Here is a 22,342-nt window from a genome sequence, read left to right as displayed (position 1 = left end):
TAATCCATTTTCAATTTCTCCAAAAATGGGTTACCTTTTATAAAAACATAATATACGAGGGGGGAATACGATGAAAATAATGAAAACAGTACAAAGAATCCCGGGAGGGTTGATGGTTGTCCCGCTCTTTTTAGGTGCACTTATCAATACTCTAATTCCTGAGGGAGCAGAAAAGTTAGGTTCATTTACGCATGGGTTAGCAGCAGGAACCATCCCAATTTTAGCCGTATGGTTTGTTTGTTTAGGTGCCTCGATTTCGTTAAAGTCAACTGGTGTCGTTCTTAGGAAATCTGGAGCATTGCTAGTGACCAAAGTAGGGACTGCCTTTATTATTGGGTATATTTTTTCAAAATTCTTGGGAACAGGGATGATAGAAACAGGGTTCTTTGCTGGACTGTCCACTTTAGCAATAGTCGCTGCAATGGACATGACCAATACTGGGTTATATGCATCCTTGATGGGACAGTATGGAACAAAAGAAGAAGCCGGCGCATTTGTCTTGATGAATCTCGAATCGGGTCCGTTAATGACGATGATCATTTTAGGAACGGCTGGTATTGCTACCTTTAATCCATTGCTCTTGGTTGGGATCGTCTTACCATTTATTATTGGTTATGTATTAGGGAATTTAGATGAAGATATTCGAGGATTCTTAAGTAATGCAATTCCTGTGTTAATTCCATTCTTTGCTTTTTCATTGGGAAGTGGTATCAAATTAAGTGTTATTCTTGAAACTGGGCTTCTCGGAATAGTGTTTGGTTTGGCTGTTATCGTCATTACAGGGATTCCACTTATTTTGTCAGATATCTTTATTGGGAAAGGAAATGGTACAGCGGGGATTGCTGCTTCCAGTACTGCAGGAGCCGCAGTTGCTACACCTATGTTGGTTGCTGAGATGGTTCCAGAATTTGCAGCGGTCGCACCCGCAGCAACAGCTTTAGTCGCTACTGCCTTAATCGTGACATCCATAGTTGTCCCAATTATTACAGGCTTATATGCGAAAAATGCACCCAAAATGGGGTTTACAAGAAAAAGAATCAAGCCTAAGGTTCAAAAGGAAATAAAAGTATAATACGCAAGCACTGGGAATGCACGCGTACCATACTTTCAACAAAGCATACAACATAATCATAACACATTTAAATATGGAAAGGATGAAGTATTATGTTTAAAGGTATATATACTCCAAGTATTACAATATTAGATAAAAATGGTAAATTTGATTTTCCGAATATGGAATTACACATTAATAACTTAATCGACAATGGAATTAACGGGATCTTGTTCTTTGGTAGTATTGGAGAATTCTTTGCTTTCAATTTAAAAGAAAAGAAACAATTCGTAGATTTTGTAGTAGAAAAAGTAAATAAGAGGGTTCCTGTATTAATTGGCGTTGGCGGAACGAACATGGATGAAGTATTAGAATTAGGGAAATACTGTGAACATGCGGGTGTTGATGGACTTGTGATCATTTCACCATACTATTTTGGTCCAACAGAAATTACAGCTGAAAAATTCTTTGGAACAGTCGCTGAAACAGTACAATTGCCAATCATGTTATATAATTTCCCGGACAGATCTGGAAATGATTTAAGTCCTGATTTAGTCTATCGATTAGCCTTGAAATACAAGAACATTGTTTCCATCAAGGACACTGTTGATAATATTAGCCACACGAGAAAGATTATTCAAAAGGTCAAAGCTGAAAGACCAGAATTTACCGTTCTATCTGGATTTGATGAATATTATGTTGTGAACAGAATTTCAGGTGGCGATGGTGTATTATGTGGATTAACGAATATCGAACCGAAGCTGTTTTCTACATTACATGAAGCCTATGAAAATAAGGATTTTTTGATAGTAGAAAAATGCGCCCACCAAATCTCTGTCTTAATGAAACTTTATGATACTACTGATTTGTTTGTTACTGGCATTAAGGCCGCAGTAAAATCAAAAGGTCTAAACATTTCAACCTTTACCAAAGAACCTGCAATTCAACTAACGGAAGAACAATTTGAGGGTATTGAAAACATTATTAATGAGGCAAATGAATTGCTTCCTGTATAAAATAATTGGATAACTGAGTAATTTGATACCTCTATCTGATTGATTAAATTATCAGAGGGCTGTCCCAATAGAAAAGTGCTGGGCACTTCAACTATGGAACAGCCCTTATTTGCGTTCAAACGACTGCTCGATTTTTTAAAAGCTATGCCTATGCACCACGTAATTTCAGGTACACTGTGCAAGATGCTGTTTTGACAATTAACTACAATTACATATTTATAAGTCTTCGATTAGGTATTTACTATAATATCTAATCTTTTTTCATTTTCATTAAATTGTGTGCATTATTTGTTGCCGTTTCTTGCGCAAATACCGACTTTAAAGGGTACCTTAAAACTTTGCTATCTACTCTTGTTCACAAGCAGTTCTTTACTCTGTTCCTAGGCTTACTAGTATACTTAACGGATGATGGAACTCCCGCGTATAATTGTGTGTAGAAAAATACAACGTATAGAAATCAATTGAATTAACTAATAGAAAGTGGGAAGATATGTGGCGATTATTCAAGTGTCTCAGCGTGAAGGATCCAACTACAAAACCATTCAGGTTGCAGTAGAGGCAGCTCTACCAGGAGATACAGTGGAAGTTGATGAAGGTGTTTATGATGAACAGGTAACAATCGATAAGCTGCTCGTTCTTCGAGGTTCAGAAGGTGAAGCGAGCTCAGTTCGTCTATCAGGAAGTGTTCGTATCGCGACAACGGAAGAAGTGCGTATCGAATCGATCAGTATTGGTGGGGGCACTGGTCCAGTGGATTATGGTTTACATATCGAATCAGGAGATGTAACGCTTCACCACTGTCTTTTCTCTGAGATTCAAGGAGTTGCAATGCGAGTGGATGCGGCTGCAAAAGTATCGGCAGAGCATTCGATCTTTCAAAAAAACATACAAGGGATTGAGGTAGTAGGGCGTTTGGCTTTGTTCGAATGCATAGTAGAAGACACGATCAAGTCTGCGCAAATTAATGTGCGCGCGGGAGGAGAAGTAGCGGTCACGAATTCCGGAATTTTAAGTGGGCAAGAAGAAGGCCTTTGCTTGTATGAAACGAGTCGAGCAACAATCACCAGAAGTTCATTCATCGGAAATCGCGGGGTTCAACTTCGTTTGGAACAAGACAGTTCTATGGACGTAGAAAGTACAAATTTTTATTTTGGACATGTCCAAGGAATCTATTGTGATCAATCTAAGGGTGTCCTGAAAAATTGTGTCTTTAAAAACCAAAGTTTAGAGCATGTAGCATTTACGAATGGATCCCATATCGAAGTCGAGGCAAGTACGTTTGAAAATGGTGAGGCTGAAGGAATGAACGTCAGTGGTTCATCAGTTGAGCTATCCGACTCGCAGTTTAAATACCAAAAAGGAGACCAAATTTCCTGTAACGAACAAAGCAAACTCGCGATTACAAAAACCCAGATCCTTTCGGGTGCGTCTAGAGGAATTGTCTCCGAAAATTCGACGTGTACACTCATCGAATCTGAAGTGAAGTACAATCAGATGACGCAACTCTCTGCGTTTACTCAAAGCGGGTTCACGATTCTGGGTTGTGAAATTGAGAGTGGAACCAATAAAGGAGTTTACGTGACAAGTAGTCAAGTGACTATTTCGGATTCTCTTATTAGCCATCATAGTGGTGTACAGATTTTTGCTTCTGAACAATCGGAAGTAATTCTGTCAGCGACCGAAGTAAAGAGTGGGGATAGTGCAGGGATAGTTGTGAAAGAATCCAAGTTGACGGCGGCCAATTGCATCATCTTTGGTCATAAGGGATCCAACGTTTTACTCAGTGCTGCGGCTAAAGCAGAAATTACCGATTGTAAAATATCGAGTGGCGATAAGAACGGCATACTTGCAGGTCCTGAAGTAGTTATTTCAGTAGAACGGTCCATTTTGTTCAATCATAAAAGGCCACAAATAAGAGCAACGGAATCTGCAGAAGTCTTTATAACGGAGTGTGAAATCTATGACGGTAAATCGTCAGGAATCGTCTTGAGTCAGGTGGAGCGTACTGAAGTGACGGTAACTAGAGTACATGGTCATCGGGATGATCAAATCATCTTGCAAGATTGTTCGGATGCTGTATTCACTGGGGTGCAAGTGATGAATGGAAAGAAGGCTGGACTGAGACTCGAGCGTTCGGTTCCGGTTCTTAACGACTGTTCTTTTGAGAACAACCAAGCAGGAGATTTAGTCCGCTTTGATGACAGTGTTCCTGTGCTCACCGATACGGACTTGCAGGTTCCACCAATCACTAGTAGATTAGGTGGCAGTGCTGGACATTCCTCTACTGTAGATTCATCACCTACTGATCAGGTGGATGTTTTCATGAATGGTTTGAACGGATTTATTGGACTGGAAGATGTGAAAAACAAAATCCAGGAGTTTAAAAACGTAAGCGATATTAATCAATTCAAATTAGAGCGTGGCATGAAAGCTAATCCGATGGTAGCGCCTCATATGGTCTTTCAAGGTAATCCGGGTACTGGTAAAACGACAGTCGCTCGGCTTATAGGAAAGATTTTTAAGGAACTAGGTTTATTAAAGACAGGCCACGTAACTGAAGTGAAGCGGGAAGATCTCGTTGGAACGCATGTTGGTGAATCAGAAGAACGAACGAAAGTAATTATTAAGGAAGCTATGGGTGGCGTCCTCTTTATAGACGAAGCGTATACGCTTGCAGCAGGGGGCAATTCTAGTAAGGATTTCGGAAAAAAAATAATTGAAACGTTGCTGCCTGCAATGGAAAATTCTCGCGGTGAATTCATTGTCATCGTGGCAGGCTATACCGAAGAAATGAGCCGTTTCCTAGCGTCTAATCCAGGATTGAAAGATCGTTTTACTGAAAAGATTCACTTTCAAGACTATACACCAGATGAGTTGCTTCAAATCTTCTTAAGCCAGTGTGAAGGAAGCTATGTGCTTACTCCTACTGCCAAACAAGCCGTTTATGAGGAGTTCGTGGAACGTTATCGTATGCGCGATGAAACATTTAGTAACGCTCGAATGGCACGTATACTATACGATCAAATCGGGCTTGCTCAGTCGATGAGAATTGCGAAACTTCCGCGTGAAGAGTGGACGGAAAAGGTATTGACGACGTTTGAAGAACAAGACGTTGTCCAAGCGGTACAAGAGCGTGGAGTGAAGACGTACGAAGTTCCAATCGATGAAGTACTACTCGCCCATAAACGTGCAGAACTCCATCAGTTTATCGGCCTTGGTTCTGTGAAGGCTGAAATAGATAAAATGATTGAATTAATGAGATACTACAAACGAGAAAATCATTCGACGGAGAAATTGATGAACCACACGCTGTTGATTGGTAAACCTGGGACAGGTAAAACCGAGGTCGGTCGTGTGCTCGCTGGTATTTATCAAGCGCTTGGATTATTAGAACGAGGCGATCTGATTGAAGTAGATCGCAGCGATTTAGTCGGTAGTCATATTGGTGAAACGGAGAAGCTGACAGCCGGGCTGATTGAACGAGCGATGGGTAGTGCGTTGTTTATTGATGAAGCGTACACACTTGCGAGTGGTGGAGAGAATGACTTCGGGAAAAAAGCAGTGGACGTGTTGCTGAAAAAAATGTCCGATCGACAAGGCGAGTTCCTCTTAATTGCCGCTGGGTACGAAAAAGAAATGAATCATTTCTTAGACAGCAACCCCGGACTCCGTCGACGTTTCGGACTAACGCTCCATTTTGAAGATTATACACCAAAGGAATTAATGGAGATTACCGACCTCTATCGTAAAGGGTACGGCATTACAGATGAAGCAAAGCGTGCATTAGTTCGTCACTATGAAGAGATTTATGCGCGTAGAGATAGTCATTTCGGAAATGCCGGTCTTGCTAAAAAAATAGCGAAAGAAATGACGCGTAAAGTCGATTATCGAATGGCTGTAGCGACCAATAAACAAAATAGGCTTGCGCTCGAAAAAGAAATTACGAAGGATGATTTAGTTTTGTTGGAGAGTTGAGTGATTTGTTGTTTTAATACACAGGTACTGCAAAAATTTCAGGTGCCTGTGCAAGAAGCTATTTTGACAATTCACTACAATTACATATTTACGAAAAGGAGATTAGATAGGTACCTAACTATCTAATCTTTATTGGGTTTTTATACTATTGGTTGAATTGTTTGTTGTATTTTGTTGCACAGGTACACAAACAATTATACTTCATCATCATGAACAAAGAGTTGAAGGACCAATAATTGAGATGCCTAGTAGATACCATGATCTAGGAAACAAAAGACAGCATCCATTTGGAAATAAGGGTGGAGTTGGCGGTGGAGAAGCGAGGCAGGAATTCAATAAATGGCGTAAAAAATATTGGAAAGCAAGATATGCCAATGAAATGATTAAAAGGGGGATAATTGAATGAAAATAGAATTGTTAAATGCAATTGATGAAGAGTTTGAAATGTGCCCTGAAGCCTTTGGAGGGCCTGTTAATATTGAGGAAGTAATACAAGCTGAAGATGAACTCAAAGTAAAATTACCAGAGGATTATAAAATTTTTCTTTTGAGGTATGGTTCGGGAGCAGTTGGTGAAGCAATTGTTTTAGGATTGAGAGAGGCGGAATTTTTTGCTACACCTTCATTTGTAGAGAAATCTCTACAGTTTAGAAATATTCTTCCTGAAGGGCATGAGAATTTTATTGTTATTGGACTAGACGGTGCAGGAAATCCAGTAGGTTTTAATTCTTCTAATACAGAAATCATTACATTTGACTTTGATTTTGGTGGAAAAGAAATAATAGCAGGAAGTTTTGAAGAATATTTAGAAAAAGCGATTCGAGAAGAATTGAATATACATTTTTAATCAAGAGCTTATAAAAATGTTACTATTAGAAAGTATTATGAACAAAATCAACTGTGCGGATGAAAGCAATAAGCTTAGCGAGATGACAACTTTAACATACGAATTATTATTACTGGTAACAAGACAATAACTTACGAAATTAAATAGGCTTGTTGGTTTAAAAATAGAATTAGTAATGAATTACTTTATATAAACATTTGATTTTTGTGAGAAATTTAAACATGGGACGACATGGATGATGCTTTACTGAAATTCATAACTCATGAAGGTTGTACCATCAAAACATTCGTGCTGAGCCAATGGGATGTCCTTAAGTTTAGAAGTGACATTAGAACAGAACTTTTCCCAAATTAGTGTCAGGTACCAGTGCGTGACACTATTCCGTCAACTCGCTACAATTACATATTTATAAGGCGTGGACAAGGTATTTACTGCGATTTCTAATTTCATTGGATTTTTTATGAAATTTCGTGAATCGTTCGTTGTTGTTTGTTACACAGGTGCAAATTTTATGGGTAAGCCAAATCAAATTCCAAAAAAGTAGGAGGTGAATAACATGAACTTAAAAGATTTAAAAAATAGACATATAGAGTATGACTGGAAAACTATTTTTGTAGGTGTCCAAGAAAATTATTTTAATAAAGACGTTATTTCTGACTATGCGGTAGAGTTGATGGAGATTGGTGATGAAAGTGGGTTTGTTAGTGAACTTGCATGGGGAGTATCTAGTGAAGATTTAGGTAAAGTGATGTTAGAAATAAAAACTAATTATTTCCCTTAATTAAATGAAGAAAGCACAATATTAGTAGAGGAGAATAGAAAACTCAGATTTGTTTGTTTGTCTGTAATGAGAGAAAGATGTAAAGAAGATAATGAATTATTAAATAAAATTGCAGAGTTTTATGGAAATCATCACTACCCAGAAGATATGGTGAGTTTTGTTAATTATATGCCTCAAGAAGTCCCAACTACGAAAGAAAATATAGTAAATAGGTTAGATGAATTTTTAAAATTAGAGAGTGTGAGATTTAGTTAGCTATTTTACTTGATTCTATGGGTAGAGAAAGAAGAACTTAAAAGAACAAGAGAACAAGAGAACAAGAGAAAAAGTAAACTATGGGCATTTTTAGCTGAAACAGTGGTCAAGGACTAAACAAAGTGTTAGCTAATTTCCCAGTTTAGTAATCGTGTCTAATGGTTGTTACTACGACTTAAGACGCCGTTAATTGAAAAATTGGGACTGAGTTGTGTGAGTGGCACCGAAACTAGTCAAAGAGCATTGGCTGGCTCTAGGTAATTTACTTTCTGACGTTGAAATTGAAAATGCGTAATAGCGAGGGAAAAGGGCGCCACAACAGTATATTGTTGTGACGCTTTTTTTGTTTGTGAAAAGCATAAATATACAGATATCATAGTCCATCAGAACATCACGATGCTTGATCGTCTAAGCAATGAAATGGAAACCATCCAAGAAGGAGTTCAAGGACTCGTTGTGATGGAAGATTCGTTGAAAGGAGAGGGGGAAACGCAATTCGTGCATTTTACGTGGACTGCCACTTGCCATTCCTTCAGTGTTTCAAGCTATTTTTAGAACCGTTTCACAGACGCTGCCACCTTATGATGGAGAAATTACATTTGAGGGTATGAGGAAAGTAGTAGGTGGAAATGGACCAGGAACTCCGGATGGCCTTGCGCCTTATGCCGTTGGTGCGTTTGACTTCTTTACGGAAGATATCGGTACTATGTTAAGCGCTGATGCGACGGAAAACGAACGATTTGAAGCCGCTCTATTCACGTTCATTAAGCCAGCTAAGATGTATGATACAGCACATGATGCTTTGAAAACTGGTGAAAAGGCTAAGGATGCTGGGAAGGGTATAGATAATCCTAATAGACTAATTCCTGATAAACCTGGTGTCGTAACTGGAGGAGACTCTACTAAGTTAGGGGGAAATATGATGGAAGAGATGGGACTTAAACGTTCAACTAAATGGAGTGGTTATCAAGCACAGCATATTATTCCTTCTGAAATGGCAAAGAATCCTGTTATTAAAAAAATTGGAATGAATTTTGATGACGTCCCAAATGGGATTTTTCTAAGAATACCTATTAATGATATAAGCACAATGTCTAGACAAAGAGGATATCATTCTGTTTATAACCAAATGGTAGAAAAAGCATTAAATAGAATGGATATTGATCAAAGTGTTGATAGTCTACAAAAACAAGTGTATGATTTACAACAAAATTTAAAGAAATTATAGGAGAAAGGATTACCGCTTTATCCTAGTCAAGGCGCAACAATAGAACTCTGGGAAAGAAAGCTAAAGCAATTGGAAAATTAGATTTCTAAAAGCATAGTGGGAGGGAAAATATCATGGATAAGAAAGATATTAATTTTCTTGAAGAGTTGCTATATAATACGGATAAAAATAATTTAATCAGTCAGTTAAGCAAGGTAGATAACCCACTAATACTCCATTTTTTTGTAGCAAATTATAATTGGAATAGTGGATTTGATGTACCAACAGTTATTTTAGAAAATGAGGCTTGTGATTTAGGGACGGGTTTACTAATGTTTCATTATGCAGACGGCTACAGTTTGTTAGATAATTCAGATGAAGTTTCAAGTTCTTCATTAGAGAAATGGAAAGATTTCTTGAATAAGATTTATAACAAACTTATAAAATTAGAATTTAAATCGCAGAATATTTTCTTTGACCCTGGTTTAACAAAAATTCAAAAGTATAAGTTGAAAAAAAATAACCCAAACCTTCCTGATATACTTATTAGTAAATCCCCAGGCGAAATGGTTGATATTCCTAAAATATAATGTGGTTGCTTAAAAACCTTGATTGGCAAAGTGTCTTTCAAGGTTTTTCTGTGTGATAGGCATGGGTAAACGCTGGTCCACTACAGGCTTGGCAGTAGGAACTGTTAGCAGAAAGCAAGGTTGATTTTTTCCTCATTAATGTTTGAAGGGATGTAATAAAGGTTAAAGAAGACTATAGCGAAATATTAAACTACAAAATAGGAGATGGACAGTATGAGTTTCATTTGGTTTTTAATAATTGGCGGGATTATCGGTTGGCTTGCAGGTATGATTTTGGGAAAAGATATCCCAGGTGGAATTATTGGTAATATTATCGCAGGTATTATCGGTGCATGGATTGGTGGTATGCTTCTTGGAAGTTGGGGGCCTAAAATTTCTGATTTCTACATCATCCCTGCTTTCATTGGAGCAATTATACTTGTGTTCATTGTAAGCTTAATTATGAAATCAATGCGTAAAGTTTCGTAATGGTAAATAGACCTTTCAGTTTAATTCTATACGGTTAAGTGAATCATGTGTAAGCGACAATTAATGGTGACTGTGTATATAATAAAAAGCGGCCTTCCACGATCTAATCTGTGGAGGACCGCTTTTTACTCATTCTATAAAACCAAAAAAGGAAACACGTCCGTAAATGACGAATTGTTTTCTTTTTTTATACATTAGATTTTTTTCTTGAAAAATGCTCTTTAGTAATCGGGCTTACAATCGCGAAATCTTCTCCAAAACGGATTTCTATCGGTTTGGAATCAGGCAACCTTTGCCTTCCTTTGCTTTTCTTTAACCGACGTTTACAGGTAGTTAAAAGTTGGCTGATTGGATTGAACATATAGAGACGAAATACCCTTAAAAATTCCCATACTGATTTTTCAGGTTGATGAATGAGTCGCAAAATTTCAATAAGGGCAAAGGTAATCAACGTGATAAACTGCTGATTCCAAATGCCTGCGGGCGAATGGCTGAACAAATGGCTAACCTTTAAATGCTGCTTAATCCATTTGAAGAAGAGCTCGATGTACCAGCGGTTCTTGTATGTCTCTAAGATTTCTGCTTCAGTTAAATCGAGACGTTTCGTGAGTAGATGGAAAGACGTGCCTTCGGAATCAAAAAATTTAATGTAGCGTAACGGTTCTTCACGTGTTCGTATGAATTGTTCGTTGTTATTTGTTGAACGGGTACCAAATTTCAAATAGAAATTGCGAAAGGCGATCATTCATGAAGAATGATCGCCTTTTTCTGATAACCTTTGACAGCATCAGAGTGCATTTTATTGGAAGTTAAGTATAACACTATTCGGTTTGTTCTGTCAATGACGAATTAATTTTAGGTACCGATTTTTAACCTTCACACATCTTCTTATTTTTGGAATAAATGAAAAATAATAAAAACAGTGGTATAGTAATAGTCAAGGAGGAAACTTCTGGAAGATAAACATTTGAAGAGTTGCATAGAATTGATCAAATTACTGGAGGGATTTTTATGAGAATCACAGTTGTAGGAGCAGGACATGGTGGAACAACAATCGCTGCTGATTTAAAACGTAAGGGTCATCTAGTCACTTTGTTAAAGACTTCAAAGAGTTTGCATAACGAAAATTTTGATTACCTAACGAATAATAAAGGTCAAATCACCATTGTGGATGGCAAGGAAGAAAATACCGTATATCTAGATGTAGTGACGACGGATGTTGAGGCGGCAATAAAAAATGCTGAAATAATTATCATTTATGTACAAACGAATTACCATGAACAAGTTATTAAACGTATATTACCTTTCATGAATGAAGACCAAATCGTGTTGCTAGAGCCGGGCTATTTATCGACAGCTTATTTCTTGAAACATGAAAAGAAAAAGCGCTTTACAATTGTTGAAGCACAAAGCTCACCAATTGACTGTAGAATTATTGAACCTGGTAAAGTGAAGATATTGTTTAAAAATGTTAGAAATCCGATTGCGATCTATACGGAAAAAGATAAAGCAGTTATTCAAGAAAAGTTAAATACGCTACACTATCATTTTGTTTACCTCGAATCAGTCATCGAAGCTGCTCTCCACAACCCCAATTTAATTGTCCATACGATCGGAGGAATTATGAGTATTCCTCGAATTGAATATACTGAAGGCGACTATTGGATGTACAAAGAAGTGTTCACACCCCACGTCTGGAATATGGTAGAAAGCCTCGATAAAGAAAAAATGGATGTGCTGGAGAAAGTAGGATTGGAACGATTGTCTTACGTGGAAGCCTGCAAATTCCGTAACTTTGAAAACCAAACAATTGATGCGAAAGAAGCATTTTTAACATATGCTAAAAACAGTTCACCAGAAGGTCCATTTGTAGCGGATTCAAGATTTATAACAGAAGACGTTCCCGAAGGTCTCGTATTGCTGGAATCATTGGGGCTGATGTTAGACGTCGAAACGCCTACATGCACAGGTTTAATTAACATCGCGTCTGCTGCTCTTGCTACGGATTTTAGAGAGAATGCGAGGACTGTCGAATTACTTGGTAAAGAAAACTTGGAGAAGATAATCGGTACTCTTGCTGTTTCATTAGGTTGAAAAGCGATGCCTGTGCACCAAAGGAGTCCTCTGGCCGAAACATGGCTGGAGTTTTTTTATTTCTTGTACAATTTCCCACCACCTGTTGTTGTGTTGGCGATGTAATAGAACTTATTTTCTGGGTTCGGTGTTGCACTTCAAGTCCTAGCAGCCCTACTACAAACTCCTGAAAAAATAGTTTCAGTGCTCAATGATTACGGCCTCATATTTTCTAGATGATTAATGTGAAAAACATACATTATTGATATACTTGTTGTACTAATTTAACTGATTTTCAATAAGAACTGTATTCAACAAACGGACCGCCATTTAGGTAAAGGTTTTAGGAGTGAAGAAATGAACAACTTTTATACAGCATTAGCCTATGTAAGTAAAATCATTTATGAGCCCAATCACTTAACTGTAACGTCGATACAAGAAGAAAAGCAAAATTTTAAGTATGGTGCGGGTACATTTGAATTATCTTCTAGAACAGTTCGATTCAGAGTTGCGAATAGTACGCCTACCAAATTAGGGCAGTTTGTTGCATTTTTGGAAAAAGATGAAAATAATAAAAATCAAGCCTATTCATATGCGGAAGCGCCGGATTTATTGGTGATTACTACCTTTAAAAATGGAAATGAATTCGGGCAATTTATTTTTCCGAAAGAAATTCTTTTCAAGCAGAACATTCTTAGGTCCAGTTCAACAAAGGGGAAAATGGCAATAAGAATTTATCCGAGCTGGGATAGTCCAACTAGTAAACAAGCGATGAAAACTCAAGAATGGCAGTTACCCTATTTTGTTGATATGAGTAACTCGAATAACTTAGCTATAGAGAAAATACTAGAACTATATTCTTTGTAATTCTCTGCAATCAGAATGAGTAACGCAGTAAATTAATGTTATTTATACTTTGCTACGGGGGTACTTATGAAAACTCACTATTATTTAGGTTGGTTTAGCAATTTTTTCCCAGAGAATCTGGGTAGGGTGTTACAGGAAGATATAGCTGATAGAAAATCGCTTGCTATGATTAGCTCGAATCCATCTATTTTTGAAAATGATGGTGCTATTGAACGGTCGTGGCTCGATCAGGCTGGCATTATGTTTGATGAGTATCATTTAATTAATTACCGCGTACAGAAGGAAGATGCCCAAACGATAATTCAAAATGCTTCCGTCATTTTCTTGTTGGGCGGCAATATTCTTAATCAAAATCGTTTTTTATCGGAATATGAATTATCGGATTCGATTAAAAAAAGCAACGCCGTTGTGATGGGAGCAAGCGCTGGAGCAATCAACATGTCCGCTAAATGGTTATGCTCGAAAAACTTTGGAGACGAAGTTGAAATGAGCTCTGTTTACGACGGAATCGGTCTTGACAATTTTTCCGTCCTGTCTCATTTTGATCTTGAAAATAACATGGCGCTGGTTCAAAGCGAACTAACTCCCCTATCGGAAGAAATAAATATTTATGCTTCTAATAAGGATTGCGCTCTACGTGTAAAAGGAGACAAAATCGACGTTTTTGGCAATGTATACTTAATTTCTCACTCAGAGATTCAGAAATTGGATGAGACGCTCTAGTTGAAAAGCAATGTCTGTGGACCAAAGGAGTCCTCTGGCCGAAATATGGCTGGAGGTTTTTTTATTTTCAATCCAATTTCCCACCAGCTTTTGTTGTGTAGGCGATGTAATCGAACTTTTTGTCTGCCACAACCGCATAAATTTTGAATGGGTTCGGTGTTGCTCTTCAAACCCTAGCAGCACTGTAATGATATTAAATCTTTACTGCAAAATGTATGGAGTCGAGTTATCTGTTCTAATTTAATATCCGGGATTGAAGCATTAACACTTCAATCCCGGATAAATTGGGAAGCCGTTTTCCAAATGAAACAGCAGCCCCTCGAGTCATAAGTCGCTTCGACTATGCGGCAAAGAGCGCCGCTCCGCCGACCCGTCTTATGCCTGTCGGAGCTAAACGGCGCCTTCCGCTTTTCTAGGTTAATGCACGTTTCAATTTCGCTAGCGATCGGTATCTTCGTTTCCTAACCCCTTCAACCGTAATTCCAATTCGTTCAGCACATTCTGTAAGCGTATACCCTTCGATGAATAGCCATTGCACAAGTTCCCGCTCGGCGGGGGATAACACGTCCAGTGCATCCGCAAGTCTATTTAGCGCTTCATGCTGGTGAGCGATTTCCGGCACCATTAAATACGCCAAGGACTCGTCTTCCGTCAACGTGATATTCTCTTCAAATACGTTTTCCCTTTTTAATTCATCGAGCATGCCACCCCGTATGCTTCGATAAGCAAATGGCGTGAAACTCCCTTTCGCTTCGTCAAAGCGGCTCCATGCTTGCCATAAAGCGACTCTTCCTGCCTGCCTGAAACTGTCATGGTTGCGGTGAATATTCAATTTGCGAATAGATGCAGAAATCATCGGTTCATACTGCTCCAAAACATCTTCAAAAGTCATCATTTGTGCGGCCTTCCAGACCGTGCACGGTGCTTTGTATTCCCGGGTGACTACATCGTAGTGCATTTGAAATAGGGAATCCAATAGGCGTTCGTGACGTTTGGCGCATCATACGTGATGGATGGATAGCGAAAAATGACATTTGACACATATAAATTACAATATTCATCATATTCGGATAAAAGGGCTTGAATATTTATGGGTAAATGGTATCATACATTTATAACTGGTTTAAAGGAGGATGTTCATTTGCGAATGTGTGATTCTTTTTTAATTAATCGAACAGTATTGGCAGTTAAAGCATTTTTCATGGGGGAAAATAAAAGTGAAATTATTACAACACATGGTATTTATTACTCGGTGTTAACACCGCTGGAACTACTTAATAAGGCGTGCATTAATTATTCTTCAACTTGGCAGGGACGTACAGATGTTGCTACGGTTTTGTTGGATTATTCAAAGAAACCGCCGTTCATTATAGAACCTAATAAAATTGGTGTATTTCCGACAAAATCATCAAAAAGTCCGGATTGTGTCTTTATTTTTAATCATCACATCAGCGTTCACGAAGTGGCGAAAGGCCAATCAGTGATAACGTTTATGGCAGGGATTTCCGTTACCGTAAAAGTCTCAAAAAACACCATACTAAAGCAATATCAACGCCTCCACACGCTGATGAGCGTAAGCAACTTGAGGCATCAGGAAAAGGAGTTATATGATAGGGAAAATGGTTTCGATGATAGAATTGTATGGTGATTGGTGAGGATCCATAATTTAGGTAGTTGTGCGTGCTGTTAGTTAGTCAATTCATTACAATTGCATACTTATGAACTGGAGAATAGGTATGTATCTATTCTCTTTTATTTTATTAACAATGGATTGAACGGTCATAACTTGTGGATCCAACAAAAGCCGGGAGTTGTCCAATCAACCTGGCCCAGTATCCAACGAAAGCTTCGAAGTGTCCAACCAAGAGGGAGGTTTCCAACCAACTCTTCGAAGTGTCCAACGAAAGCTTTGGGTTGTCCAACTAACATGGCCAGGTGTCTAACGAAAGCCGCAAAGTGTCCAACCAAGAGGGAGGTTTCCAGCGAACTTTTCGAAGTGTCCAACGAAAGCCTGAAAGTTGTTCAACCAACTCGGCCAAGTGTCCAACCAAAGCCCGTAGATGCTAACTATCCGCATCCTGCTCTAACCAACCTCCTCAGATTTCCGACGGGCTATGATTTTATTAGTGAAGTTGACAGCAACGTAGAGAAAACTCGTTTTCGACTAGTATTTTACTTTAAGTACTTGTCAGATGTTGGGAGACAGATAGTCGCCAGTTGCTCGTCTGCCAATGTGCTTGTTACCGTCTCATCTAACCCCCGCCAAACTTCGTATTTGGCAAAGGGTATGGGACTATTTTATGCTGTTAATCGGTCTGTTGGAAACGTGAATCCAGTACTTTATTTCATCGGCAGAAAAACCCCTCAACTGGCACGTCATAATCCATGAAAGCCTCGCTGAATAAAGTCTTGCCGATGAGTTCGCGCAAGACGCCTGAATAATAGCCAGGCAGATTCCGGACTTTTTTCTGTTTGGTTGTTTGAACCGCAATGCGAAGGGCATGCATGGCTAATTGCTCGAACAGTTCTCCTTTGTCTTCGTGAATACTGAATTTCAGCATTTGCAGGGACTGTTTCCGATAGATGCCGTAAAAATTACGCGCTAATTTACTTTCTCCGATTGTTGAAGAAAGAAGAGATTTCATTTTACCGAAAAGAGTAGTAGGCACAATTTCCGGAGGAGACGTTCTTTTAAGGTCTTTAGGTTTTATCGCTTTAGAAAGAAAAGCTTCGGTTTGTATATTAGCGGGTTCAGCCATACTGCTAGAAGGCTTTTCGTCATTCTCCGGGGTGTTCAATTTCGACTGGTCATTAGTAGGTTTAATGACATAAATGTTAGCGCCTAGACCGCTCATAACGGGGCGGATATAGTGAATGCGTTCGATGATTTCGAGCTTTACTAATTTGCGGATGGCGCGTCTAACAGTTGCATTTGATTTCTTGATAGCCTTTTCGATGGTTTCGTGTTTCAAGTGTGCAGCGCCATATTTAACGGAGTAACGACGTATCATATCAAGAACAGCCCGCTCTGTTTGGTTCATTTCGTTCCAGTTCGCAAGTACATGTTGCCTAGTTGCTGCGTCTAAATCGTTTTTGTTTGTGAAGTGTGCGTATTCCGTTAGGTAAGTTGTCATAAAGAATATCCCCTTTATTCTTTATATAGAAGGGAATTGAGGTTTAGGGGACAATGTTGTGAAAAAAGTTTTTGTGATTTTTTGAGAAGATGGCAAGCGCATTAGAAAAAAATCCAGTGAGAGGGAATGGAGCATACTACCGCGTTGGTGAAACAGCGTAGTAGGAGTAAGAAGATATCAATAAACATGGTCTGACAGCGTTATTATTGCTTCTTCTTTCTTAGTACGCAGTTGGACCAAACGGGGTAGCAAAGATACTTCAAAAGTTTTTTTAGGTAAGTTGTGCGTGAAGGGATTCAGAATATACAAGGAAGTCTCCAACAAAGCCCGGCAACTGTCCAACCAACTTCGCAAAGCCTCCAACCAACTCGGAAAAGTGTCCAACAAACAGGGAGGTTTCCAACAAACTCTTCGAAGTGTCCAACGAAAGTCTAGAGCTGTCCGACGAACTCGGCCAAGAGTCCAACGAAAACCTCAAAGTGTCCAACAAACTAGTCCTAGACTCACTCGAAAAAGCCCAATTGCTCATAAAAATGAGCAATTGGGCTTTTTCATACTTATTATACCTCGGCACCATTGACCATATTATCTTTCGCCACTTTAGCAAGTGCAGCTGTCGTCAACTTCCCTGGAATTCCGTCTACAACAAGTCCAAAAGCCTTTTGAAACGACTGAACCGCAGACTTTGTAGCAGGCCCGTTTAGTCCATCCACAGCAATCTTGTAACCTATTTTGACGAGCAAGCTTTGTATTTCTTTTACTTCATGATCGACAACATAATATAACGGATCAACCGCATTCGTAAACTTGTTGTTCCAACGACCAATGTGGACCTCGAAATGAAGATGGATCCCTGTACTTTTTCCAGTCGTACCTTTCACGCCGATACGTTCGCCCTGTTTGACAATCTGCCCGACTTTCACACCGATAGACTGTAGATGTGCGTACACGGTTTCAAACGTCTTTCCACCGATTGCGTGCACAATCATAACCGTGTTGCCATAACCATTTGTAGACTTAGAAAAAGTTACTTTTCCAGCAGCTGCTGCAACGATCGTATTGTTTGATGAAGTATTTCCGTAATCCACACCCCAATGCATCGTTCGCAAATGCGTAATCGGATGGATGCGGTAACCGAAAGGAGATGTGACACGACCCTCGCATGGTTTAATAAACATTAATTTCCTCCTTACTCCAAATTAAGTTCAACTAGTACCCAGCAACGCAACACGAGCGAGTAATCTTACTGAAATTTCCATTGATGGGAGATGATTAAAATTCACTGCATTTTTAATGAAACCAAGACATCATGGATCGCAACGAGTTTTGTTTCGAGCCGGTGCAAAAGATAGAATGATACGAATATCGGGAAACCGACTTCCTGTATGAGACTCATCCATTGTTCCATCTCATTTCCTCCTCTCTAAATACATAAAAAAACCGGTCCCCAGTCCGAAAACTGGTGAACCGGTCGTTGCTGCTTGTTAGCCGTTTACAAGTTCTGTTACATTGCGCTCAATAACCCGAGCGCTAACAATTGTTGCGAGTGGAGCGCCGTTTACTTCGAATACATTTGCAGCGATGATCTCCTGCATCGCTGCTTCAATGCTTTGCGGCGTCAAATCTGCGCGGGGTTCATCCACCGTCAAACTCACCCTTTTCCCGCTTGCTGTGTTGAAGTTCAATTGTAGTGTTTTAGCCATTTTTTATCCCTCCTTTTCCATTGTCTAGATTTCGGGCGCCAGCCGCTTAGAGGCTCACAGGAAGTGAGTCAGGCAGTCGTTGCCACAGGACGTGGCGGTTTTAGACTGGCTTCCCTGAAAGCAATCAAGCTATGTGGCTAAGTGCGCCACGTCGCTAGATTGACTTATGCCCGTCGCGTCTAGCGGGCGCCCTGCGCTTTTCCTAATTTGTTAATTGGTTAGTCAATCAAACTCGATGTTTCCACGAGATCCGCTCCGATGAACAACAAAGTTGAGAGCCGACCAAGTTGCTCCAGCGCTTTGTACAAGTCCTCAGCTGGTGCATTTTCTTTGATATAGCGGTACGTCTTCGATTTACGGATGATCTTTCCGTCCTCTGTCAAACCACCGTCGAAGAGAACGCGGCCCGCCGCGTGTTGAAATTCGATTGTTGCAGCCATGTAATCACCTCCTTTCACCCTCTATATAGAGTGATAGGGAAGGAAAGGGGACATTGTTTGTGAAATGTTTGGTGTTTGTAGAACATTTCTCTTCGAATTCAACTCTTTAAAGATGTTTTAAATTGCAATGGGCAGATCATAGAAGTGGTTGTAGCGCCCGAAATTGAATCTTCGTGCGCTCAGCAAGTTGATAGAGAAGAATCTCTTCTTTCATTATAAAAAGAAAATGCTCTTTTACCTTGACCATTATAGGCGAGCGACGGATAAATAGATTTCAGTTATATATGTTGACATAAAGAATCCACTCACCAATGCTCGGCTACCCCAATGAGGCGTCTTCGCTGGAGATTATATAGAATCATTAGTTCAACATATATAGCTATTACAATAATGAAGCTGTTTTTCGGTTGGAGTCCGACAATAATGACTGGTGTGATAGCTTTTGTAGGGGCGATTGTCGGAGGAGAAATTACTTACAGTTTACTACGATTACTTGAATTACCCCCACTTTCACTTCGTTTAGAAGTGGGAGATTCCTAAGATCGCTGACGTAACCGCCAGTTATTGATTAGGCTACCCCCGCAATCCCTGAGGTTAGAAGTCTTATGGCTTCTTTTTCAAGATTGATACTTGCGTTATAGTGTCGGTCGTGGAACGAGTTACATGCCCGACACACCTATTCACGTAATCCGAGATTCTTAACGTCTTTATGGCGATAGCCACAACTTGAACAGAGTTGGCTAGAGGGGAAATTTTTTGCGACAGCACATACCGGGCTTTCTTTTTATTTTCTTAAAACTGAAGGAGGTCAGAAGGAATTTAACGCAGCATAAGCGTTATTTTTTTTTATCGTTTTTAGAAGGAAAGGATTCCCCTTTATCGAATTGAAATTGATGAGGGGGCGCAATAACATAAATTTCAGGTACCTGCGCAAGTTTGTATTTTGAAAATCCAATACGAATATACATTATGAACAGGAGATTAGATAGGCAACTGATTATCTAATCTCTATTCTCTTTTTAATCAGTGGGATGAATTGTTAGTTGTTGTTGTTGTTTGTTGCACAGGCACACAAACAATTATGTCCGACGCCTTAGTTCCTTGTGAACCATTCCAAGCATGGCCGACCGGAGCTTGCGCTCGTATGGGTCAGTCTCGGATTCCGACTTGGCAAGATAGTCCTCGTGGTACTTGATTTCGAGATAGAGAATGTCCGTAGTTTCCATGACAGTGTGGCGTTTGGACTTCTCCACCTCTGCCTCGATCTTTCCCGCCTCGTACTCCGCAGGGTCTCGCTGGGCAATCTCCGACAGGACGACCATGATTGATCTGGTGTCCGGTGACTTTTCGTTGTTCAGCATGGTTAGCCGTTCATACAACTTCTTGCTGGTGAGTTTCTTGACCTTAGCTTCACTGTATCTCATTTGGACAAGCCGAACATCTTGAATCCGAACAAGAAGTCTGCAGCGAATACTGCAGACTTCTCATTAATATCCAGGGCATCGAATTTGCCACAAAGAAGCGTCTCATCTCTAAAATAAGCTATTTCAAATTCTTTTGTTCTTTCACTGTAATATAATCTCACAATTTCTCCCCCTCTGTAAAAATTAGCTTATTCTACGTTGAATTTGTCTAGTACTTATACAATTGGGTGAATTTTTGGTTTCTTTTTATTGCAAAGGTACGCACACAATTACTTGAAGTCTACAAGAGTGTTTCATAAGTCGAGAACATCATTTTAATACCACTTAGTTAAGAAAAAAGTAGCTAACAAAATCAAATGTATTTTGTCGATTAGTAAATAACACGATATAACCGCTCTACTGCATCGGATATATCTTCTTCCTTAATGCTAGCAAAACCAATAACTAACTGAATATTATTCATGTTTTCTAGCTCGTCATTTAATAAGAATCTTTTAATTGTATAGATTTCAAGCTTTTCTTGTTGTGCATTTTCAATAATTTCGCTATAAGTTTTATTTGTATTAAATTTTATGAAAATATGAAGTCCAGCAGGGACATCTTTTATGTATATACTTTTTTTGAATTTTAAATAAAGCTCATTTATTAAGTATTTTCGTTTTTTATTATAATGTTGATTCATTCTTTTAATGTGTTTAGCATATTCACCACTTTGTATAAAATAGTGTAATGCATATAAATGAAGTGTATTGTTTTCACTCCAGTCATAATACTGCTTTTTGTACAGCTCTAATAATTTAGGGGGCAAAATCATATAACTGATACGAAAACTGGGCAAAAGTGTTTTAGAGAAAGAACCAATATAAATGACGCGATTATTTTTATCAAGACTTTGTAAGGAAGGGATATTATCTGTTCCATATTTAAATTCGCTATCATAATCATCTTCTATAATATAGCGATTTTTATGCATAGCAGCCCAATTCAATATTTCAATCCTTCTAGATATAGGCATAATAACTCCAGTTGGGAATTGATGTGAAGGTGTAACAATTAAAAAGTCTGAATTAGACTTTTTGAATTCCTTGAAATTAATTCCTTTATTATCTAGTGAAATAGGTGATACTTCGAGGTTTAAGCTTTTTAATAAGTGAAAAATACGTACATACCCAGGGTTTTCTACAGCTACTTTTATATTTTGTAGTTGCATACTCATTAATTTTTGGATTAATGGCTGGGTACCTGTATTTATAACAATTTGTTCTGGCTCACAATTCACACCACGAGTCAAAGCAACCATATTAGAAATTGTCTCTCTAACGGCTAAAGGCCCCTGGGGGTGAGAGATTTGTGAAAGTTCATTTTTATGCATGTATATTGCTTTTTGTTGACTGTTCATCCATTTAGGGAATGGAAACATAGAATCGTCAGTGTTAATATGCGATAGAGAAAGCCATCCATCTTTGTCGATAGATTTCTCTTTTAAATGTTTTGGAAATTGATAATCCTCGGACGAATGTTTGTTGATAAAGTTGCCTACATCTTCCACAAAATAACCTTTTCGTTCTATAGTATATATGTATCCTTCTGCAAGTAGTTGTTCATATGCAGTGGATACTGAATTAACGCTTACCATTAAATCGTTAGCCAATTGTCTTTTTGAAGGTAATTTTTCGCCCACTTTGATTTTATGTTCTAAAATCATTTTTTTTAATTTTTCGCAGATTTGATTGTAAATAAACTCGGAATTATTTCCTTTATCTATATAAAAGTTAATCATTTAATATCC

22 protein-coding genes and 3 pseudogenes are annotated in these 22,342 nt (G+C 38.8%); 14 read left to right on the top strand and 11 right to left on the bottom strand.

The genetic code is table 11. The features are described from left to right. Positions 1–70 precede the first annotated feature (70 nt). The 10 genes and pseudogenes from AZE41_RS19035 (at position 71) to AZE41_RS18995 (ending at position 10,189) form a co-directional block, all read left to right on the top strand. Positions 71–1,072, top strand: coding sequence for a 2-keto-3-deoxygluconate permease (locus tag AZE41_RS19035; protein WP_067212889.1), 1,002 nt, complete (start codon positions 71–73; stop codon positions 1,070–1,072). A gap of 92 nt (positions 1,073–1,164) precedes the next feature. Then, complete coding sequence (locus AZE41_RS19030; RefSeq protein ID WP_067212879.1) at positions 1,165–2,067, top strand: dihydrodipicolinate synthase family protein; 903 nt, start codon at positions 1,165–1,167, stop codon at positions 2,065–2,067. Positions 2,068–2,559: 492 nt separating this feature from the next. Next, positions 2,560–6,042, top strand: coding sequence for a right-handed parallel beta-helix repeat-containing protein (locus AZE41_RS19025; protein WP_067212878.1), 3,483 nt, complete (start codon positions 2,560–2,562; stop codon positions 6,040–6,042). Positions 6,043–6,190: 148 nt separating this feature from the next. Continuing rightward, positions 6,191–6,448 (top strand): HNH/ENDO VII family nuclease, encoded by a 258-nt coding sequence (locus AZE41_RS19020; RefSeq protein WP_067212875.1) that lies wholly within the window; start codon positions 6,191–6,193, stop codon positions 6,446–6,448. After that, positions 6,445–6,888 (top strand): SMI1/KNR4 family protein, encoded by a 444-nt coding sequence (locus AZE41_RS19015; RefSeq protein WP_067212872.1) that lies wholly within the window; start codon positions 6,445–6,447, stop codon positions 6,886–6,888. The genes AZE41_RS19020 and AZE41_RS19015 overlap by 4 nt, the downstream gene beginning before the upstream one ends. 556 nt (positions 6,889–7,444) lie before the next feature. Beyond that, positions 7,445–7,924, top strand: a pseudogene (locus AZE41_RS19010) (DUF2247 family protein). Between the two features lie 491 nt (positions 7,925–8,415). Continuing rightward, a pseudogene (locus AZE41_RS23580) lies at positions 8,416–8,535 on the top strand (hypothetical protein); the annotation flags it as partial. Further along, positions 8,532–9,152: an AHH domain-containing protein gene (locus AZE41_RS23405; protein WP_231885724.1), complete on the top strand. Its 621-nt coding sequence runs from the start codon at positions 8,532–8,534 to the stop codon at positions 9,150–9,152. The pseudogene AZE41_RS23580 and the gene AZE41_RS23405, both read left to right, overlap by 4 nt. A gap of 113 nt (positions 9,153–9,265) precedes the next feature. Further along, positions 9,266–9,721, top strand: coding sequence for a DUF4274 domain-containing protein (locus AZE41_RS19000; protein WP_067212869.1), 456 nt, complete (start codon positions 9,266–9,268; stop codon positions 9,719–9,721). 213 nt (positions 9,722–9,934) lie between these two features. Next, positions 9,935–10,189, top strand: coding sequence for a GlsB/YeaQ/YmgE family stress response membrane protein (locus AZE41_RS18995; RefSeq protein WP_067212867.1), 255 nt, complete (start codon positions 9,935–9,937; stop codon positions 10,187–10,189). 187 nt (positions 10,190–10,376) lie between these two features. Here the strand turns inward: AZE41_RS18995 and AZE41_RS18990 are convergent, their stop codons facing one another. Then, complete coding sequence (locus AZE41_RS18990; RefSeq protein WP_067212864.1) at positions 10,377–10,934, bottom strand: transposase; 558 nt, start codon at positions 10,932–10,934, stop codon at positions 10,377–10,379. A 266-nt stretch (positions 10,935–11,200) separates the two neighbouring features. Between AZE41_RS18990 and AZE41_RS18985 the strand changes: the two genes are divergently transcribed. The 3 genes from AZE41_RS18985 (at position 11,201) to AZE41_RS18975 (ending at position 13,852) form a co-directional block, all read left to right on the top strand. Next, positions 11,201–12,283 (top strand): NAD/NADP-dependent octopine/nopaline dehydrogenase family protein, encoded by a 1,083-nt coding sequence (locus tag AZE41_RS18985; protein ID WP_067212861.1) that lies wholly within the window; start codon positions 11,201–11,203, stop codon positions 12,281–12,283. Positions 12,284–12,619: 336 nt separating this feature from the next. Further along, a complete protein-coding gene (locus AZE41_RS18980) occupies positions 12,620–13,129 on the top strand; it encodes a MepB family protein (protein WP_067212858.1) in 510 nt (169 codons plus the stop codon). 66 nt (positions 13,130–13,195) lie between these two features. Beyond that, a complete protein-coding gene (locus tag AZE41_RS18975) occupies positions 13,196–13,852 on the top strand; it encodes a Type 1 glutamine amidotransferase-like domain-containing protein (RefSeq protein ID WP_067212855.1) in 657 nt (218 codons plus the stop codon). A 412-nt stretch (positions 13,853–14,264) separates the two neighbouring features. Here AZE41_RS18975 and AZE41_RS18970 read toward each other — a convergent pair whose 3' ends face one another. After that, positions 14,265–14,747: a sigma-70 family RNA polymerase sigma factor gene (locus tag AZE41_RS18970; RefSeq protein WP_067212852.1), complete on the bottom strand. Its 483-nt coding sequence runs from the start codon at positions 14,745–14,747 to the stop codon at positions 14,265–14,267. A gap of 195 nt (positions 14,748–14,942) precedes the next feature. On the opposite strand from AZE41_RS18970, the gene AZE41_RS18965 reads away from it, so the two are divergent. Beyond that, the gene (locus AZE41_RS18965) at positions 14,943–15,500 is read left to right on the top strand and encodes a competence protein ComK (RefSeq protein ID WP_082786729.1); all 558 of its coding nucleotides are present in this window, start codon (positions 14,943–14,945) and stop codon (positions 15,498–15,500) included. A 697-nt stretch (positions 15,501–16,197) separates the two neighbouring features. Here AZE41_RS18965 and AZE41_RS18960 read toward each other — a convergent pair. From AZE41_RS18960 to gabR, 9 genes and pseudogenes are all read right to left on the bottom strand, one after another. Next, positions 16,198–16,986, bottom strand: coding sequence for a helix-turn-helix domain-containing protein (locus tag AZE41_RS18960; RefSeq protein ID WP_067212847.1), 789 nt, complete (start codon positions 16,984–16,986; stop codon positions 16,198–16,200). A 560-nt stretch (positions 16,987–17,546) separates the two neighbouring features. Continuing rightward, positions 17,547–18,164, bottom strand: a complete 618-nt coding sequence (locus tag AZE41_RS18955; RefSeq protein WP_067212844.1) for a peptidoglycan DD-metalloendopeptidase family protein — start codon at positions 18,162–18,164, stop codon at positions 17,547–17,549. 101 nt (positions 18,165–18,265) lie between these two features. Then, positions 18,266–18,394, bottom strand: a complete 129-nt coding sequence (locus tag AZE41_RS22400; RefSeq protein ID WP_082786727.1) for a YvrJ family protein — start codon at positions 18,392–18,394, stop codon at positions 18,266–18,268. Between the two features lie 76 nt (positions 18,395–18,470). Next, positions 18,471–18,689 (bottom strand): DUF2922 domain-containing protein, encoded by a 219-nt coding sequence (locus AZE41_RS18950; protein WP_067212840.1) that lies wholly within the window; start codon positions 18,687–18,689, stop codon positions 18,471–18,473. A 218-nt stretch (positions 18,690–18,907) separates the two neighbouring features. Then, the gene (locus tag AZE41_RS18945) at positions 18,908–19,129 is read right to left on the bottom strand and encodes a DUF1659 domain-containing protein (RefSeq protein ID WP_067212838.1); all 222 of its coding nucleotides are present in this window, start codon (positions 19,127–19,129) and stop codon (positions 18,908–18,910) included. Positions 19,130–19,697: 568 nt separating this feature from the next. Further along, a pseudogene (locus AZE41_RS23400) lies at positions 19,698–19,901 on the bottom strand (zinc ribbon domain-containing protein); the annotation flags it as partial. Positions 19,902–20,208: 307 nt separating this feature from the next. Next, positions 20,209–20,553, bottom strand: coding sequence for a hypothetical protein (locus AZE41_RS18940; RefSeq protein ID WP_067212835.1), 345 nt, complete (start codon positions 20,551–20,553; stop codon positions 20,209–20,211). Beyond that, positions 20,550–20,714 (bottom strand): hypothetical protein, encoded by a 165-nt coding sequence (locus AZE41_RS22925; protein WP_156476105.1) that lies wholly within the window; start codon positions 20,712–20,714, stop codon positions 20,550–20,552. Before AZE41_RS22925 ends, AZE41_RS18940 begins: the two co-directional genes overlap by 4 nt. Before the next feature lie 209 nt (positions 20,715–20,923). After that, positions 20,924–22,333, bottom strand: a complete 1,410-nt coding sequence (gene gabR / locus AZE41_RS18935; RefSeq protein ID WP_067212832.1) for a MocR-like transcriptional regulator GabR — start codon at positions 22,331–22,333, stop codon at positions 20,924–20,926. Between the last annotated feature and the right edge of the window lie 9 nt (positions 22,334–22,342).

Origin of the sequence: Sporosarcina psychrophila (assembly GCF_001590685.1) — a bacterium.
GTDB lineage: Bacteria > Bacillota > Bacilli > Bacillales_A > Planococcaceae > Sporosarcina > Sporosarcina psychrophila.
This window is presented reverse-complemented; position numbering and strand designations above follow the sequence as displayed.

Excerpts from the sequence above, each read along its gene's own strand:
- AZE41_RS19035 (WP_067212889.1), top strand. The coding sequence starts at position 71 with ATGAAAATAATGAAAACAGTACAAAGAATCCCGGGAGGGTTGATGGTT.
- AZE41_RS19030 (WP_067212879.1), top strand. The coding sequence starts at position 1,165 with ATGTTTAAAGGTATATATACTCCAAGTATTACAATATTAGATAAAAAT.
- AZE41_RS19015 (WP_067212872.1), top strand. The coding sequence starts at position 6,445 with ATGAAAATAGAATTGTTAAATGCAATTGATGAAGAGTTTGAAATGTGC.
- AZE41_RS23405 (WP_231885724.1), top strand. The coding sequence starts at position 8,532 with ATGAGGAAAGTAGTAGGTGGAAATGGACCAGGAACTCCGGATGGCCTT.
- AZE41_RS19000 (WP_067212869.1), top strand. The coding sequence starts at position 9,266 with ATGGATAAGAAAGATATTAATTTTCTTGAAGAGTTGCTATATAATACG.
- AZE41_RS18995 (WP_067212867.1), top strand. The coding sequence starts at position 9,935 with ATGAGTTTCATTTGGTTTTTAATAATTGGCGGGATTATCGGTTGGCTT.
- AZE41_RS18990 (WP_067212864.1), bottom strand. The coding sequence starts at position 10,934 with ATGATCGCCTTTCGCAATTTCTATTTGAAATTTGGTACCCGTTCAACA.
- AZE41_RS18985 (WP_067212861.1), top strand. The coding sequence starts at position 11,201 with ATGAGAATCACAGTTGTAGGAGCAGGACATGGTGGAACAACAATCGCT.
- AZE41_RS18980 (WP_067212858.1), top strand. The coding sequence starts at position 12,620 with ATGAACAACTTTTATACAGCATTAGCCTATGTAAGTAAAATCATTTAT.
- AZE41_RS18975 (WP_067212855.1), top strand. The coding sequence starts at position 13,196 with ATGAAAACTCACTATTATTTAGGTTGGTTTAGCAATTTTTTCCCAGAG.
- AZE41_RS18970 (WP_067212852.1), bottom strand. The coding sequence starts at position 14,747 with ATGATGACTTTTGAAGATGTTTTGGAGCAGTATGAACCGATGATTTCT.
- AZE41_RS18965 (WP_082786729.1), top strand. The coding sequence starts at position 14,943 with ATGGGTAAATGGTATCATACATTTATAACTGGTTTAAAGGAGGATGTT.
- AZE41_RS18960 (WP_067212847.1), bottom strand. The coding sequence starts at position 16,986 with ATGACAACTTACCTAACGGAATACGCACACTTCACAAACAAAAACGAT.
- AZE41_RS18955 (WP_067212844.1), bottom strand. The coding sequence starts at position 18,164 with ATGTTTATTAAACCATGCGAGGGTCGTGTCACATCTCCTTTCGGTTAC.
- AZE41_RS22400 (WP_082786727.1), bottom strand. The coding sequence starts at position 18,394 with ATGGAACAATGGATGAGTCTCATACAGGAAGTCGGTTTCCCGATATTC.
- AZE41_RS18950 (WP_067212840.1), bottom strand. The coding sequence starts at position 18,689 with ATGGCTAAAACACTACAATTGAACTTCAACACAGCAAGCGGGAAAAGG.
- AZE41_RS18945 (WP_067212838.1), bottom strand. The coding sequence starts at position 19,129 with ATGGCTGCAACAATCGAATTTCAACACGCGGCGGGCCGCGTTCTCTTC.
- AZE41_RS18940 (WP_067212835.1), bottom strand. The coding sequence starts at position 20,553 with ATGAGATACAGTGAAGCTAAGGTCAAGAAACTCACCAGCAAGAAGTTG.
- gabR (WP_067212832.1), bottom strand. The coding sequence starts at position 22,333 with ATGATTAACTTTTATATAGATAAAGGAAATAATTCCGAGTTTATTTAC.